Source organism: Pseudonocardia sediminis, from assembly GCF_004217185.1.
Lineage (GTDB): Bacteria > Actinomycetota > Actinomycetes > Mycobacteriales > Pseudonocardiaceae > Pseudonocardia > Pseudonocardia sediminis.
This window is the reverse complement of sequence record NZ_SHKL01000001.1, coordinates 268680-284968: the sequence shown is the minus strand read 5'-3', so window position 1 is coordinate 284968 and position 16289 is coordinate 268680. Positions and strand designations below refer to the sequence as shown.

14 protein-coding genes are annotated in these 16289 nt (G+C 72.0%); 3 read left to right on the top strand and 11 right to left on the bottom strand.

The window, feature by feature from the left end; all coding sequences use genetic code 11:
- Positions 1-3: 3 nt before the first annotated feature.
- A complete protein-coding gene (locus EV383_RS01385; protein WP_341273699.1) occupies positions 4-1572 on the bottom strand; it encodes a Na+/H+ antiporter in 1569 nt (522 codons plus the stop codon).
- A 53-nt stretch (positions 1573-1625) separates the two neighbouring features.
- Between EV383_RS01385 and EV383_RS01380 the strand changes: the two genes are divergently transcribed.
- A complete protein-coding gene (locus EV383_RS01380; protein WP_130288223.1) occupies positions 1626-1898 on the top strand; it encodes a UBP-type zinc finger domain-containing protein in 273 nt (90 codons plus the stop codon).
- Positions 1899-1916: 18 nt separating this feature from the next.
- On the opposite strand, the gene EV383_RS01375 is transcribed toward EV383_RS01380, so the two are convergent.
- The 7 genes from EV383_RS01375 to EV383_RS01345 all read right to left on the bottom strand — a co-directional run bounded on the left by EV383_RS01375 (position 1917) and on the right by EV383_RS01345 (position 10049).
- Entirely contained in the window at positions 1917-3083 is a 1167-nt protein-coding gene (locus tag EV383_RS01375) for a serine hydrolase domain-containing protein (protein WP_130288222.1), read from the bottom strand.
- Between the two features lie 200 nt (positions 3084-3283).
- Positions 3284-4114, bottom strand: a complete 831-nt coding sequence (locus EV383_RS01370) for an HpcH/HpaI aldolase/citrate lyase family protein (RefSeq protein WP_130288221.1) — start codon at positions 4112-4114, stop codon at positions 3284-3286.
- Between the two features lie 60 nt (positions 4115-4174).
- A complete protein-coding gene (locus EV383_RS01365) occupies positions 4175-4738 on the bottom strand; it encodes a Uma2 family endonuclease (RefSeq protein ID WP_130288220.1) in 564 nt (187 codons plus the stop codon).
- A 59-nt stretch (positions 4739-4797) separates the two neighbouring features.
- Positions 4798-5271 (bottom strand): MaoC family dehydratase, encoded by a 474-nt coding sequence (locus EV383_RS01360; protein ID WP_242622837.1) that lies wholly within the window; start codon positions 5269-5271, stop codon positions 4798-4800.
- Positions 5272-5350: 79 nt separating this feature from the next.
- On the bottom strand, positions 5351-7279 hold the full coding sequence (locus EV383_RS01355; RefSeq protein WP_130288219.1) for an AMP-binding protein: 1929 nt from the start codon (positions 7277-7279) through the stop codon (positions 5351-5353).
- A gap of 71 nt (positions 7280-7350) precedes the next feature.
- Entirely contained in the window at positions 7351-8913 is a 1563-nt protein-coding gene (locus tag EV383_RS01350; RefSeq protein ID WP_242622836.1) for an acyl-CoA carboxylase subunit beta, read from the bottom strand.
- Positions 8910-10049, bottom strand: coding sequence for an acyl-CoA dehydrogenase family protein (locus EV383_RS01345; protein ID WP_130288218.1), 1140 nt, complete (start codon positions 10047-10049; stop codon positions 8910-8912). The genes EV383_RS01350 and EV383_RS01345 overlap by 4 nt, the downstream gene beginning before the upstream one ends.
- Positions 10050-10153: 104 nt before the next feature.
- On the opposite strand from EV383_RS01345, the gene EV383_RS01340 reads away from it, so the two are divergent.
- Positions 10154-10756, top strand: coding sequence for a TetR/AcrR family transcriptional regulator (locus EV383_RS01340; protein WP_130288217.1), 603 nt, complete (start codon positions 10154-10156; stop codon positions 10754-10756).
- A gap of 7 nt (positions 10757-10763) precedes the next feature.
- On the opposite strand, the gene EV383_RS01335 is transcribed toward EV383_RS01340, so the two are convergent.
- Entirely contained in the window at positions 10764-11744 is a 981-nt protein-coding gene (locus EV383_RS01335; RefSeq protein WP_165438196.1) for a zinc-dependent alcohol dehydrogenase family protein, read from the bottom strand.
- Between the two features lie 285 nt (positions 11745-12029).
- Between EV383_RS01335 and EV383_RS01330 the strand changes: the two genes are divergently transcribed.
- Positions 12030-13478, top strand: coding sequence for a lipopolysaccharide biosynthesis protein (locus EV383_RS01330; RefSeq protein ID WP_130288215.1), 1449 nt, complete (start codon positions 12030-12032; stop codon positions 13476-13478).
- On the opposite strand, the gene EV383_RS01325 is transcribed toward EV383_RS01330, so the two are convergent.
- Entirely contained in the window at positions 13475-15016 is a 1542-nt protein-coding gene (locus EV383_RS01325; RefSeq protein ID WP_165438195.1) for a DICT sensory domain-containing protein, read from the bottom strand. The two genes, EV383_RS01330 and EV383_RS01325, sit on opposite strands and share 4 nt — an antisense overlap.
- A gap of 211 nt (positions 15017-15227) precedes the next feature.
- Positions 15228-16280 carry a pyrimidine utilization protein A gene (gene rutA, locus EV383_RS01320; protein ID WP_130288213.1) on the bottom strand — a complete coding sequence of 351 codons (1053 nt, stop codon included), beginning with the start codon at positions 16278-16280 and terminating at the stop codon, positions 15228-15230.
- Positions 16281-16289: the final 9 nt, after the last annotated feature.

Below are 16289 nucleotides of genomic sequence, written 5' to 3'. Positions count from 1 at the left end.
CCCTCACGACTCCCCGCGGTCGAGCATCGCCTCCTCGTAGTCCAGGCGGCGCTGCACGCGGCGGAGCACCTCGTCGTCGATGTCGCCGGAGTCGCGGCGGGCCACGAACGTGGCCCGCTCCGCGGCGAGCATCTCCGCGCGCAGACGACGGTGCCGCGCGGCCGGGCTCTCCCCGGCCTCGGAGTCGGGGCGTCCGAGCCGCTCCCACACGGCGTTGCCGCTCATCTGCGCGGTGTGGCGGAGCTTGCCGGCGATGTGCTCGCCGTTCTCGGTGCCCGCGGTCAGCTCGTCGAGACGGGCGATCGAGGCCTGCACCGCGTCGTACTGCGTCTGGGCCTCGGCGAGCAGGTCGGCCTGCCCGCCGGTGTCCCGGACGCCCAGGCGCCGGATCACCATCGGCAGCGTCAGGCCGTGCAGCAGCAGCGTCGCGACGGTGACGAAGAAGGCCAGGAACACGATCGTCTCCCGGCCCGGGACCTCCGCCGGGATCGCGAACGCCGCGGCGAGCGTGACCACCCCGCGCATCCCCGACCAGGAGATCACCGCCGGGACCCGCCACGGCGGCGGGGGGTCCCGCCTGCGGACGCCGGAGAACAGCACCCGCGGCAGGTACGTCGTCGGGAACACCCAGACGATCCGTGCCGCCACCGCGACCAGAGTCAGCACGACCCCGGCCAGCGCCAGCGGGCCGGGACGCCCGGCGGCGGCGAGCACCGAGGTCAGCTGCAGGCCGATCAGCGCGAACACCACCGACTCCAGGATGGTGTCGCTGGCCCGCCAGACGGCCTGCTCCTGCAGCCGCGTCGCGTACCCGCTCTGCGGTGCCCGGTGGCCCAGGTAGATCCCCGCGACGACGACGGCCAGGACGCCCGAGGTGTGCGCCACCTCCGCCACGAGGTACACCGCGAACGGGACGACGAGCCCGAGCGCGCTCTCCACGTCGGCGTTGCCCAGCCGCTGACGGACCCAGTGCACCACCCACCCGGCGACGAGCCCGATCGCGGTCCCGCCGACGGCCGCGAGCAGGAACATCCCGCCCGCCTCCCAGACCGTGACCCCGGTCCCGGCGGCGACCGCGACGAACACGCGGAACAGCGTCAGCGACGTCGCGTCGTTGACCAGGCTCTCCCCGCCCAGGATCGTCATCACCCGCCGGGGCAGCCCCAGCCGGCGTCCGACCGCGAGCGCGGACACCGCGTCCGGCGGCGCGACGACCGCCCCCAGCACCAGCGCCGCCGGCAGCGACAGCTCCGGCACCACCCACCACGCGGCCACCCCCACCGCGGCCGCGGTGAACACCGGCAGGCCGATCGCGAGCAGCGCGATCGGCCGGGTGTTGGCACGGAACCCCAGGTAGGAGGCGTCGAGCGCGGACGAGTACAGCAACGGCGTCAGCACCAGCAGCAGCACGACGTCCGGCTCGAACTCGATCACGCCGACGCCGGGCAGGAACGACGCCGCGATCCCGGCCACGACGAGCACCAGCGGAGCGGGCAGGTCGAACCGCCGGCACAGCCAGGTGATCGCCAGTGCGCCGAGGACGAGGCCGAGCAGGCCGAGCTCGGCGATCACGGTCGGGACGCGTCGGGAGGGGGCAGGGTCATGAGGAGCAGAATGGACCAACGATGAGCTGCGCACACACGACCGAGATCGACGTCGCCTCCTGGACCGAGCCCACCCCCGACGGATCCGACGGCTGCGTCGACTGCCGCGCGATCGGCGCGGACGTCTGGGCACACCTGCGGATGTGCCTGAGCTGCGGGCACGTCGCCTGCTGCGACTCCAGCCCGCACCGGCACGCCACGGCGCACAACCAGGAGACCGAGCACCCGCTGATGCGCTCGTTCGAGCCGGGCGAGTCGTGGCGCTGGTGCTACCCGGACCAGCGGATCGTCTGATCCGGGCGGCACCGGCGTCTACAGCGTCCGGGCCGCGTCCTCGAACTTCTCGAACAGGTCCAGGACGTGCTGGTCGGCGAAGGGCAGGATCTGGGTGACGACCAGGCCGCAGTTGCCCTTCTCCCAGTCGACCCAGTAGTAGGAGTTGCACAGCCCGGCCCAGAACAGGCTGCCCGCCGAGCGTCCGCCGGGGGTGTCCTCGACGTTGAGCATCCCCAGCAGGGACCACTTCTTCGTGGTGCCCGGCAGGAAGTCGACGTCGTTGGAACTGCCCGGGTCGACGGTCGCGATCTTGCCGATGGTCAGGTTCTCGATCTGGTTGCGCCGGGCCATGTCGACGGTCTCGGCGTCCAGGATGCGGACCCCGTCGAGCTCCCCGCGGCGCAGCAGCATCCGCAGGAACCGCAGGTAGTCGGCCGGCGAGCCGTACATCCCGCCGCCGCCCATCTGGAACTCCGGCTCCTGCGGGATCTCGAAGTCGATCGCGACGAGACCGTCCGGGGTGCGGACGTTCATCCCGGCCAGCCGGGTCCGGTGCTCGCCGCTGAGGGTGAACGTCGTGTCGCGCATGCCCAGCGGGTCCAGCACGTTCTCCCGCAGGTAGTCGCCGATCCTCTGCCCGGACACCGCCTCGACGGCCTTGGCCACCCAGTCGATGTTCATCCCGTACTCCCAGCGGGTGCCCGGGTCGAACAGCAGCGGCGTGGTCAGCGTGGCCTCCTGGCACGCGATGATGCCGGGCAGCTCGTTCTCGGTCTGGTAGCGCAGGACGTTCGCGTTCCAGAAGTGGTAGCCGTTGCCGGCCGTGTGCGAGAGCAGGTTCCGCAGCGTGACGTCGGTGCGGGCCGGGCGGATCCGCGGGGTGCCGTCGTCGTCGTAGCCCTCCAGCACCTGCGGGGCGGCGAGCTGCGGGATCAGCCTCCCCATCGGGGCGTCGAGGTCGAGCTTCCCGCGCTCGACGAGCTGCAGCGCCGCGACGGCGATGATCGCCTTCGTGGTCGAGGCCAGCCACGCCACCGTGTCGGGCGCGATCGGCTCGGTACCGACGCGGTGCCCGAACGCGCCGGAGTAGGTCTCGCCGTCGGCGTTCGCGACGAGCCCGACGACGCCGGGCACCGTCCCGCTCCCGGCCGCTTCGGACAGAAGGTCGTCGATCTGCTGTGCCGCGCCGACGGTCTGGGTCATGACAGGTGCCTCCACGCTGAGGTCAGGACGTACGTCGCAAGGACGCTAACCCTGCACCTGTGACCCACACCACCATCGAGGAGAACGACACCGCAGCCACCCGGCCTCTCCTCGCACGGATTCCGGTGCCCTCGCACACGAAATATCGCGTGCGAGGGCACCGGATCGGCTGCGAGACGGGGTCGGATCGGCCGGGCGGGTCAGGCGGGGCGGCCGGCCCGGGCCAGGACGGCTCGGGCCAGCGTCAGGTGCACGGCGTCGACCATCTGGCCGTCGACGAGGCCGACCCCGGACTCTCCCGCCTCCAGGACCTTCTCCGCGTGCGCGATCTCCTCGTCGGTCGGGGTGAAGACCTCGTGCGCGAGCGTGACCTGCGACGGGTGCAGGCAGATCTTGCCGCGGTAGCCCAGCTCGAGGCCCTGGCGCGCGTCGGCGCGGAACGCGTCGTCGTCCTTGACGGCGGTGACCACCTGGTCCAGCGACGCGACCCCGGTCAGGCTCGCGGCCAGGGCGACCTGGCTGCGCGCGTAGAGCACCTCCAGCCCGGCCGCGGTGCGCCGGCCGCCGATGTCGGCGATGTAGTCCTCGGCGCCGAAGTAGGCCGACTCCGGCCCGGCGGCGAGCAGCTCACGGGCGTCGGCCACACCGAGCCCGCTCTCCAGCCCGGCGACGATCACGGTCCCCGGCTCCAACGCGTCGCGCAGCGCCGTCAGCTGGGCGACGTGCTCGTACTTGGGCAGCAGGACACCGTCCACGTGCCCGGCGGTGACCAGCTCGGCGAGGGCCGTGACGTCGTCGTCGTGCCAGGGGGTGTCGGGCGCGTTGATCCGGATCAGCACCGCGTCCGCGCCGGGCCGGGAGGCCGAGAGCGTCTCCGCGGCCGTGGCGCGGGCACCCTCCTTCTCCGAGGGCGCGACGGCGTCCTCCCAGTCGAGGACGACGGCGTCGGGGTGCACGCGCTCGACCTTGGCCACCATGTCCGGACGGGTGGCGGGGACGAACAGCAGGCTGCGCGGGACGAAGTCGGTCATGGGACGGAGCCTGCCCGATGCATCGGCAGGGGTGCAGCGTGGATCAGGAACGAGGGCGGATCAACGACGGGTGAGGGACTCCAGATCGAGCGAGACCGGGTGCCCGGCCACAGTGAGGTCGACGGTGCCGGTGGCCTCGGCGACGAGCTCGTAGTCACCGTCGACGAGGACGTACGCGGTGAGGGTCGTGGGCGCGTCGAGGTCGAGGATCCAGTACTGCGGAACGCCGGCGTCGGCGTACTCGGAGAACTTCAGCACCCGGTCCACCCGTCGGCTGCCGTCGGAGAGGATCTCGACGGCCAGGTGCAGGTCCGCGGCCCGGTAACGGTGTGGATTGCTGTCGACGAGATCGGTCGACGCCACCACGACGTCCGGGACACGGATCGTCAGTGGCTCCTCCGCCAGCAGGACCTCGACCTCGTGCAGCCCGCTGAACGTCGTCGGCAGATCGGCTTCCAGAGCGTTCACCAGGCGTCGCTCGGCTCTCTGATGCAGGGAGTAGGGCTGTGCCGCCATCACCAGCATCCCTTCGACCACTTCCAGCCGGAGGGTCTCGTCCTCGGGCAACGCCTCCCAGTCCGGGAGCGTGAGCTGGTGCCGCGGCCAGGACAGTGCGTCCGTCATCGCGGGCCTCCCTTCCGTCCCGGTCATGGTGGCACGGGGTACCGACAGTCCTGCGGAGGTCAGGCGGGCCGGCGGTGCATCAGACCCGTACGCCGGACCGTGCAGACCAGCTCGTCACGCTGGTTGTGCGCGCGGTGCTCGATCACGACCAGGCCGGCGTCGGGCCGGGACTTCGACGCCCGCGACTCGACGACCTCGCTCTCCACCCGCACCGTGTCGCCGGCGAACACCGGCGCCGGGAACGCGATCCCGTCGAGCCCGAGCTGGGCGACGATCGTCCCCAGCGTCAGCTCCGGCACCGACAGCCCGACCACGAGCGCGAGCGTGAACATGCTGTTGACCAGCGGCTTCCCGAACTCGGTCCGGGAGGCGTAGTCCGCGTCCAGGTGCAGCGGCGCGGGGTTCATCGTCATCGTGGTGAACAGGACGTTGTCGGTCTCGGTGACCGTGCGACGCGTCGCGTGCTGCACCACCAGCCCGACCTCGAGGTCCTCGAACCACTTCCCGGACACGGCCCGGCCGTCGTCGGTCACCGGCACTCCTCACGTTCGACCGACGAACGGCACGCCCGTCGGATCCTTTCCGACGAACGTGCCGCTCGTCGGCCTGATCTCAGCTGCCGCGGACGACCGCCGTGACGGCGTCCAGCGCGGACGGGTCCTCCATCGCGCTGGTGTCGCCGGTCGGCCCGCCGTGCACGATCACATCACGCAGCAGGCGTCGCATCGTCTTGCCGGTGCGCGTCTTCGGCATCGACGGCGTCACGTGCACGGCGGCGAGACGCGCGTAGCCACCGATCTCGCCGGTGACCTGCGTGTCCAGCTCGATCCGCACGGCGTCGGCGTCGGCGCCGGAGGCGAGGGTGACGAACGCGATCGGCACCGTCCCCTTCGTGTCGTCCGGGACGCCGACCACGGCCGCCTCGACGACGCCGGGGTGCGCGGTGACCACGGCCTCGATCTCCATCGTGGAGATCCGGTGTGCGGCCACGTTGATCACGTCGTCGGCCCGGCCGAGCACCCAGATGTGCCCGTCGTGGTCGAGGACGGCCTCGTCGTTGGTCGCGTACTTGCCGGGGAACCGGGAGAAGTAGGTGTCGAGGTAGCGCTGGTGGTCGTCCCAGACGGTGCGGGCCAGCGTCGGGAACGGCGCGGTGAGCACCAGGTGTCCCTTGACGCCGGGCGGGACCGGGTTGCCGTCGTCGTCGAGGATCTCGTAGGCGTGCCCGGGCACCGGGGTGCCGACGGAGCCGGCCTTGATGTCCTCGGCGCCGTACACCGGGTAGGTCCAGGTCGAGCCGGTCTCGGTCTGGCCGTAGGCGTTGACCACCGGGACGTCCAGTGTGGACGTCGCCCAGCCGAACGTGTCGCCGTCGAGCGGCTCGCCCTGCACGGTGATCAGCTTCAGGCCGGGCAGCGGGTGCGCCGCGGCCAGGTCGTCGCCGAACTTGCGCAGCATCCGGAGCAGCGTCGGTGCACAGAGGACCTTGGTGACGGCGTGCTTGGAGCACACCTCGTAGAACCGCGACGTCGTCGGGGTGTCCAGCGCCCCCTCGTAGCAGGCGATCGTCATCCCGCAGGCCAGCCCGCCGACGACGGCCTGGATCGGGAACGTCAGCCACCCGACGTCCGCGGCGACCCAGTAGACGTCGCCGGGCTCGTAGCCGGCCTGCCAGTGCGCGTTCGCCCAGGTGCCGAGCAGGAACCCGCCGACGGAGTGCACGACGCCCTTGGGTCGCGACTCGGTGCCCGAGGTGAAGATCAGGAACGACGGCTCGTTCGGGTCCAGCGGCACCGCCGGCGTCCCGGCCGCGCCGGACTCGAGCACCGCGGCGTAGGCGTGCTCGCCGTCGACGAGCGGGACGGCGTTCCCGGTGCGGTCCACCACGACCGTCGCCTCGACCGTCGGGGTCCGGTCCCGCGCCGCGCGCAGCGTGGAGAGCAGCTCGATCGGCTTGCCGCGGCGGTAGATCGCGTCCGCGACGACGACGACCTTCGCCCGCGCCGCCTGGATCCGCGACGCCACGGCCTCCTCGCCGAACCCGGAGAACAGCACGGTGTAGATCGCGCCGATCCGGTTGCAGGCGTGGATGGCGGTGAACGCCTCGACCAGGTTCGGCATGTAGATCGCGACGACGTCGCCCTTGGCCACACCGAGCCCGAGCAGGCCCGCGGCCAGGCGGTTCACCTCGTCGGCGAGCTCGGCGTAGGTCAGCGTCCGGGAGTCGCCCGGCTCGCCCTCCCAGACGACGGCGGCCCGGCCGGCCGTCGCGGGGTCCTCGGCCCACCGGTCGACGCAGTTGTCGGCGACGTTGATCCGCCCGCCCTCGAAGTAGCGGAAGTCGCTGATCTCACCGGTGCGCACCGTCGTCCACGGGGTGGACCAGCGCTGCTGGTTCGCGACCCACTCCCAGTACGCGTCCGGGCCGCCCAGCGCGCGGGCGGCGGCGAGCGACTCGACACGGTCGGGAATGGTCCACTCCGGACGGAGCGGCACGACCGGCGTGTCCAGCAGGGAGCTCAGGCTGTCGGTGTCGGACATCGGCGTCCTCCGAGGGGGTCGGGGTCGTGCGCGGATATCGCTGTCAGAGCAGCGATATCCGCGCACGGGGGTTAGACGGGGCTGACGGGGTGGTGGCGGCGGCCGGGGGTGCGGGTCCAGCGGTCGGCGTCGACCATCCGGGCGGAGAGCTCGGCACGCAGCCGTTCGGGTTCGACGACGGCGTCGACGACCAGGTCCGACCCCATGCGCAGCAGGTTGATGTCGGCCTGCTGCTCGACCGTGCGGGCGGCGACGAACTCCGCGCGCTCGGCCGGGTCGGAGATCGCGGCGATCTTGTTGGCGTAGACGGCGTTGACCGACGCCTCGGCGCCCATCGGGCCGATCGTGGCGGTGGGCAGCGCGAGCGTGGCACGCGGCTCGAAGCCGGGCGCGCACATCGCGTAGAAGCCCGCGGCGTAGGCCTTGCGCAGCACGACGGTGTACTTCGGCACCTCGGCCGAGGCCATCGCGACGATCATCTTGGCGCCGTGCCGGATGATCCCCTGGCGCTCGACCTCGACCCCGACCATGAACCCGGGAACGTCCTGCAGGAACACCAGCGGCACGTTGAACGCGTCGCATAGCGAGATGAAGCGGGCCGCCTTGTCCGCGGAGTCGACGAAGATCGCGCCGCTGCGCACCGCGGGCTGGTTGGCGACGATCCCGATCACGCGCCCGTCCAGGCGGGCGAAGCCGGTGACCATCTCCTCCGCCCAGCGGGCCTTGATCTCGAAGAACGTGCCCTCGTCGACGAGCCGGTCGATGACGGTGCGCACGTCGTAGGCGGTGTTCGGGTCCTCCGGGACCAGACCGGCCCAGTCCTCGCGCTCGGGCTCGCGCGACGGCGCGGCGGCGGGCGGGGAGCGGAAGTCGTTGGGCAGGTAGGACAGGAGGAGCCTCGCGGCCGCGATCGCCTCCCAGTCCTCGTCGAAGACCTCGTCGCCGCAGCCGGAGACGGTCGCGTGCATCATCGCGCCGCCCATCTCCTCCAGCGTGGTCCTCTCGCCGGTGACCTTCTCCGCGACGCGCGGGCTGGCCAGGTACATCGAGGCGTTGCCGTCGACCATCCCGACCCAGTCGCAGAACGCCGGCATGTACGCCCCGCCGGCCGCGCTGGGGCCGTGCAGGCAGCACAGCTGCGGCACCCGCCCGGACAGCTTGACCTGCATCTGGAAGATCGCCGACGCACCGCGACGGCCCGGGAAGAAGCCCATCTGGTCGGTCAGCCGCCCACCGGCGGAGTCCACCAGGTAGACGACCGGGAGCAGGTCGCGGTCCGCACGCTCCAGGATCCGGACCTGCTTCTCGCACGTCAGCTCGCCCCAGGACCCCGCCTTGACGGTGAAGTCGTGCGCGATCACCGCGACCGGGCGGCCCTCGACGCGTCCGACACCGGTGATCACGCCGTCGGCCGGGAGCCCGGCGTCCATCGCGGTCGCCAGCAGCCCGTCCTCGACGAACGAGCCCGGGTCGAACAGCACCGCGAGCCGGTCGCGGACCGGGAGCTTGTCCGGCCAGCGGGCCGGGTCGCCGCCGGCGCGGGCGCGCTCGGTGGCGCGGACGACGTCGTCCGCGCTCGGTGCCGCGTCCGGCACCTCCACCGGCGCTGCGGCGAGGTCGGGCTCCGCCGTCACGAGTGCATCCCGCGGGTCATGATCTCCAGCTGGATCTCGTCGGTGCCGCCCCCGATCCGGAGCACGCGGACGTCGCGGTAGTGGCGGGCGACCGGGGACTCGTCGAGGAAGCCGGCGCCGCCGAAGAGCTGCACGGCGTCGTCGGCGACCCGGTTGGCCATCACCGCGGCCAGGTACTTGGCCCGGGCGACCGACTGCCCGGCCTCCGGGTGACCGGCGTCCAGGCGCGCCGCGGCCTGGTAGGTGACCAGCCGCGCGGCCTCCAGCTCGATCTCCATCTCGGCGATCCTGTGCCGGATCGTCTGCAACGCCGAGAGCGGAGCGCCGAACGCCTCGCGCTCGGAGACGTAGCGACGGGCCAGGTCCAGGCACTCGGCGGCGTGCCCGACACCCATCCCGGCCAGCGCGATCCGCTCCAGCTCGAAGCCGTCCATGATCTGGTAGAAACCGCGGCCCTCGGCGCCGACGATGTCCTCGCGGGACACCTGGACGCCGTCGAGGACGACCTCGCGCGTGTCCGAGGAGTGCCAGCCCATCTTCTTCAGGGGCTTCGAGAACGACAGGCCGGGCGTGCCCTTCTCGACCGCGAACAGCGTGATGCCGCGGTGCCCCGGCTCGCCGGTGCGGGCACCGACGACGAGCACGTCGGCCAGGCCGGCGTTGGTGATGAACATCTTGCGGCCGTCGAGGACCCAGCCGTCGTCGGACGCCTTCGCCCGGCTGGTGATGCCGGCGACGTCGGACCCGGTGCCCGGCTCGGTCACCGCGATCGCGGCCACCGCCTCGCCGGAGGCGATCGGGGCGAGCCAGCGCTGCTTCTGGGCGTCGCTGCCGTAGCGGACGAAGTGCGTGCCGGCCATGTACGCGCTGACCAGCGGGCTGATCGCGATCCCGCCGCCGGCGCGGGCCAGCTCCTCGGACACCAGCGCCACCGCGAGGCTGTCGCCCTCGCTGCCGCCGAACTCGTCGGGCGTGCAGAGGCCGAGGATCCCGGCGGCGCCGAACTGCTTCCACAGCTCCTGCGGGAACACACCGGTCGTCTCGGCCTCGTCCACCAGCGGGCGGACCTGCTTGTCCACGAACGCGCGGCAGCTGGCCGCGAAGTCCGCGTGCGCCTCGTCGAGCTCCCAGGTCATGTGGTCTCCTCGCCATCGAGAAATTTGTCGACCGACCGGGCGGTCGGGACCAGTAGAGTGACCGCGACCACCCCCTGTCAAGGCCCGACCGGAAGGAGAGACACGTGAGTGCCGACGTGCAGACCAGCCGTGCGGACCGTCAGCGTCTCCGCGTGCTCGCCACGGCGGCGGACATCTTCAGCCGCCGCGGGTTCCGGGCCACGTCGATGAACGAGATCGCGGCCGCGGTCGGGCTGTCGAAGCCGACGCTCTACCACTACTTCCGCAGCAAGGAGGAGCTGCTCGTCCGGCTCTACTCCGACGTGCTGGACGAGAGCCTGGCGATGGCGCTGGACGTGGTGGACTCCGAGCCCACCCCGCTGGAGGCGGTCCGCGAGCTGATCCGCTCCCGGGTCGTCTACACCTGCCGCCGCCAGGCGCTGCTCAAGGTGTGCTTCGAGGAGGAGAACGAGCTGCCGGTCGACCTCGCCGAGCAGCTGCTGCGCCGCCGTCGCGCGTTCGAGGACCTGTTCAACGCCGCCCTGGACGCCCACCTGCGCGCGCATCCGGACGTCGAGATCGGGATGACGCCGAAGGTCTGGGTGAACATGGCCCTGGGCGCGGCGAACTGGACCTACAAGTGGTTCCGCGAGTCCGGCGAGTACACCCCCGAGCAGCTCGGGGACCGGATCGCGGCCAGCCTGACCGCCGGGATCACCCCGGCCTGAGAACGGTTCAGGGCTTCAGGACGATCTTGCCGACCTGGGCGTTGGACTCCAGGTACTCGTGCGCCTCGACGACGGAGTCCAGGCCTTCGAAGACCCGGTCCACCTGCGGCGCGAAGTCCCCGGCCGCCAGGCCCGCGGAGATGAACGCCGCGGCCCGTCGCAGCCGCTCGGGGTCCTTGGCCATCGCGAACAGCGTGAAGCTGCGCATGACGAGGTCGGGCAGCGTCTCGGTCGGGAACACCGCGGGCTCGCCGGAGAGGCGGCCGTGGATGACGATCGTGCCGCCGGGACGGACCGCGCCGGCCATCGTCTCCACCCCGGGCCCGGCGACGGCGTCGAACACGACGTCGAGCCCGCGCCCGCCGGTGATCTCGCGGCAGCGGGCCACCAGGTCCTCCTCGCCGGTGGCGATCACCTGCGCCGCGCCGGCCTCGATCAGCCGTCCGGCCTTGGCGTGGGTGCGGCTGGTGGCGATCGGGACGGCGCCGATCCGGTTGGCCACGGCCATCGCGGCCAGGCCGACGCTGCTCGACGCGGCCGTGACCAGCATCGTGTCGGCCGGGCGCAGCACACCGGGCTCGAGCAGCCCGGCGTAGGCGACGAGGAACGGCATCCACACCGCGGCACCGGTCACCGCGTCCACCGGGCGCGGCACCATCGCCCGGGCCGGGACGACCGCCTTCTGCGCGTAGACGGTGTAGTCGTTCATCGAGAACGCGGGCACCACGCTGACCGGGTCGCCGACCGACCACCGCTCGACGCCCTCCCCCAGCGCCGCGACCGTGCCCGCCGCCTCGTAGCCCAGACCGGCCGGCAGCCGCGTCGGCTCGATGTAGGTGCCGGTCCGGAACATCGACTCGGCCCGGTTCAGCCCGATCGCCTCGACGTCGACGACGGCCTCGCCGGGACCCGGCGTCGGGTCCGGCTCGTCGACGACGGACAGCACACCCGGACCACCGAACTCGGTGAAACGCACGACCTTGGTCATGACCCCCATGCTGCCGTGCCGCCGGGCGGCGCGGAACGGTCCGGGAGGAGAGGTCCGGCCCGGTCCGTCGGAGCGGTTCCGGCATCACCCGCAGTGTGCTTACCGGACATTTCTTCTACTATCCGGGATAAGAGTGAACGACAATTCATTCCTACGATCGGGTGATGATGGCCACTGGGAAGCAACCCCAGGTGGAGGCCGGTGCACAGGCCCGTCCGGATATCACTCGCCATCCATTCGGGGGCCGGTTGTCACACCGTCGCCACCATCGGCGATGCTCTTGTCGTGGGTATTCGCGAGAACGACTCCGGGACGGCCGAGGAGACGCACCGCATGTGGTCTCCGTTCTCGCAGCCCACCCTGCCGGTCCGCCTCCCGCAGGAGAGCGGCGCCCTGCGGACGCAGGACAACCTGATCGTCCCGCCGGAGGTCGGCGGACCTCCCCTGCCGGAGGCGAAGGGCCTGGCGGCCTGGAACGCCCCGGTGCACCGCGACGGCCTCGCGCTGGTCGTCAGCTCCGGGCTGAGCTCGATCGTCGGCCTCGGCTACTGGGTCCTGGTGGCCCGGCTGTTCTCCCCGGCCGAGGCGGGCGTCAACTCCGCCGCCCTGGCCACGCTGGCGATGCTCGGCGGGATCGCGCACCTGAACATGCAGAACGCGCTGCTGCGGTTCGTCCCGGTCGCCGGGCCGCGCTCGACGAAGCTCGTCACCGTCGGCTACGTCATCGCGATCGCGGCCGCGGCGCTGATCGGGGCCGGGTTCGCGCTCGGCGCCCCGCTCTGGGCACCGGAGATGGTCGGCGTGGCCGGGCTCGGCGCGCTGGTCGTGTTCTTCATGATCGGCACGCCGCTGATGGCCCTGTTCGACGTGCAGGACAACCTGCTGACCGGACTGCGCAAGGCGATGGTCGTGCCGCTGGAGAACCTGCTGTTCTCCCTGCTCAAGGTCGGCCTGCTGCTCGTCGCCGCGGTGCTGGCGATCCCCGGCGGGATCGGCATCTCCTGGATCGCCGCCACCGGCGTCGCCGTCGTCGTCGTGAGCATCTGGATCTTCTCGTCGGTGCTGCCGAAGCACTCGGCCACGACGCGCGAGACCGAACCGGTGACGGTGCGCGGGATCGCCCACTTCGCCGGGATGGACTACGCGGGCTCGATCTTCTGGCACGCCGCGATCTACGGCCTGCCGCTGCTGGTGCTGGCCCGCCTCGGCGCGCCGGACGCCGCGACCTACCAGATCGTCTGGACCATGACGATGGCGATCTACCTGGTCGTCACGGGTATGACCCAGTCGATGGTGGCCCACGGGGCGACCGATCCGGCCGGTGCCGACGCCGCCCGGCGGTCCACCACGAAGCGCGCGCTGATGCTGACCGTGCCCGCCGTCGCCGTGCTGACGCTCGGCGCCTACCCGATCCTGTCGATCTTCGGCGAGCACTACACCGAGACCGGGACGGGCGCGCTCGTCCTCGCGTCGCTCTCGGCCCTGCCCAACATCGTCACCGCGTCCGCGCTGGCCGCGGCCCGGGTGCAGCGCCGGATGCGGGTGCTGTTCGGTGTGCCGGCCGCGATCGCGACGATCGTGATCGGGATGTCCTGGGTCGTCGCGCCGTGGTGGGGGCTGACCGGGGTCGGCCTGTCCTGGCTGGTCGGGCAGACCGTCGTGGCCCTGGCCCTGCTGGTGCACGGCCGGGTGATGCACGGCAACGCCCTGGCCGCCGCCCCCTCGGCGGGTTAGCCGAGACCGTCGAACCGGTGGCCGTTCCACCGGTCGGACAGCACCGCCCGGAACGGCCCCGGCTCACCCCAGACCGGCTCCCCGTGCACCCCGTCCGAATGCCCGGACTCCGAGCGCACGGACTCCGGGCGCACGGACTCGAACTCTCCCGTGGCGACCTCGGCCGACGCGTGGTTCCCGGTCGACGGCTCGTCCCGGACGTACTCCTCGACGGCGGGGTCGAGCGAGGACCCGTCGTCGCGCGGACGGGGCGTCGGGACCGGCGACGGGGCGGCGGTGGGCGCGTCGCCGACGACGCAGATCGTGATCCGGTCCCCGGCGGTGCTCGTCCCCGCGTCCACCGGGCCGGTGTCCGTCCCGGCCTCCAGACGCTCCAGGGCCCGGCGCAGGTCGGCCAGCGGCAGCGGCCGCGCACGGGTGACGACCGTGGCGAGCCCACCGGCCAGCGAGACGTACGGGTACCCGTCGGAGGCCAGCGCGAGCTGCTCGACGATCTCGTCGCAGACCGTCGCCAGGTGCATCTCGGAGGCTCCCGGGACGACGACGAGGAACTCCCGCTCGGACAGCCGCACCGCCGCGTCGACGGGCCCCAGAGGCTCGGTCATCGCGGCCGCGATCCGGCGTGCGGCGTGGTAGGCGGCGCGCTGGTTGCCGACGGCGTGCTGCACCGCGGGCAGCTCGAACATCGCCAGGCCGACCGGCAGCGCCGTCGTCCCGCCGGTGTCCGACCACCGCTGCAGGAACTCCGGGGTGGTCAGCCCGCTCTGCTGGTCGACCCCGACGGTCGCGCGGGCCGCGGCCGCCGCGTGCGCGTCGGTGAGCTGGGCACGCAGCCGGGCGCTGCCGGCGCGGGCGGTGTCCATCCGGTCGGCGAGGTGCAGCGCCGCCGTGCTGAACCAGCGTTCCTGCGGCGAGCCGGCCGATCCGGCCGGGTCGGCACCGGCCGGCATCACGCGCATGAGCAGCCGGTCGATGACCTCCAGGGTCCCCGGGTGCAGGCGCGCGCCGAGGGTGAGGCGCAGGCGGGCGAGCTCCACCCCGGACTGCACCCGGGAGAACCCCCACCGGGCCAGGAACCTCCGGCCGGCCTCCAGGGAGCGGGCGTCCGGATCGAACTCGTGCCGGTCGGTGGCCACCAGGAACGCGCCCGCCGAGTCCGAGAGCGCCACGATCGCCCACTCGTCGACCAGCGCCTCGGACGGGTCGAGCGCGACCTGCTCGACGCCGTCGGGGAGGTCGTGGGCGGGTGCGTCGCAGAACCCGACGGCGACCCGGACCCCGGCCTCGGCGAGGTCGCGGTAGACCGACCGTTCGCGCTCGAAGTACTCCATGCGCTGGAAGAGCCCGATCACGACGGTCGGTCCGTCGACCGGCGAGGCCAGCACGGCCCGCTCGATCGCGTGCGACACCGCGATCAGCGAACGCTTCGTCATGGCCTCGGGACGCCGTCCGGACACCTGCGCCCGGGCCCGCTCGATGTCGGACCCGGTCGGCGCCGTCTGCGCCGACACCCATGCGCGCAGGCGGTGCTCGCTCACCGGCGCTCCCGGGTCCTCGCGTACACCGTCCATCGTCATCGAAGCCCCCACTACACAGAGTCAGCAGATGGCTACGCCGAATGGCGTAACCATCGGCGCTCAGGTTTCCGAAGGCCCGTCGCGTTGTCGCAGCGAGTGGGGCTCTCAGCGTTGAGAAGGGGGTGTCGTGCGGCGAGCGGCCCGCCAGCGGCGGCGGACACGGTCCGTGGGCTCAGCCGAGCAACGGCTTCACCCGCGTGCCGAAGTCGTGGACGCCCTTCTCGAAGTCGTCGAAGGTGAACATCATCCCCTTCACACCGGGCATCTCCGCGACCTGGTCGATCTGGCGGGCGACGGTCTCGTAGGACCCGACGAGGGTGGCCATGTTGAAGTTGACCGCCCCCTCCGGCAGGTTGATCGTCCGCGCGGTGCCGGACCCGTCGGCGGTGGTGTCCTTGCCGCCCTCGTCGGACATGTAGCCCAGCGCCCCGGCGTCGGCGCCCGCGTTGTAGGACGCCCACTTGGCCTGGGCCTCCTCGTCGGTCTCGGCCATGATCGCCATGAACAGCGGCAGCGAGCCGACGTCGCGCCCGGTCTTCTCGGCGAACCCGGCCAGCTTCTGCGTCGGCTCGCGGTAGACCTGCGGGTCGTTGACGCCCGGGGACAGGATGAAGTTGTAGTCGCCGTACTCGGCGCAGAACTGCATGCCGCGGTCGGACTGCCCGGCGCAGACGATGTTGACGTGCCCGGACGGGCGCGGGGAGAGCACACAGTCGTCCATCTGGAAGTACGTGCCGTCGAGGTCGCAGCGGCCCGTCTCCCACAGGTCGCGCAGCACCTTCACGTACTCGGTCGAGTAGTCGTAGCGGTAGCCGAAGTAGTCGTCACCGGGCCACAGGCCCATCTGCTCGTACTCGCCCTTGGCCCACCCGGAGACGATGTTGACGCCGAACCGGCCCGGGGCGATCGAGTCGATCGTCGAGGCCATCCGCGCCACCAGCGCCGGCGGCAGCGTCAGCACGGCGGTGGAGGCGTAGAGCTGGATCCGCTCGGTGACCGCGGCCAGGCCCGCCATCAGCGTGAACGACTCCAGGTTGTGGTCCCAGAACTCGGTCTTCCCGCCGAACCCGCGCAGCTTGATCATCGACAGGGCGAACGCGAAGCCCTGTGCCTCGGCCTCCTGCACCACCCGCTTGTTCAGGTCGAAGGTCGGCTTGTACTGGGGGCTGTTCTCGGAGATCAGCCAGCCGTTGTTGCCGATCGGGATGAACACGCCGAAGTCCATTCGAGGACT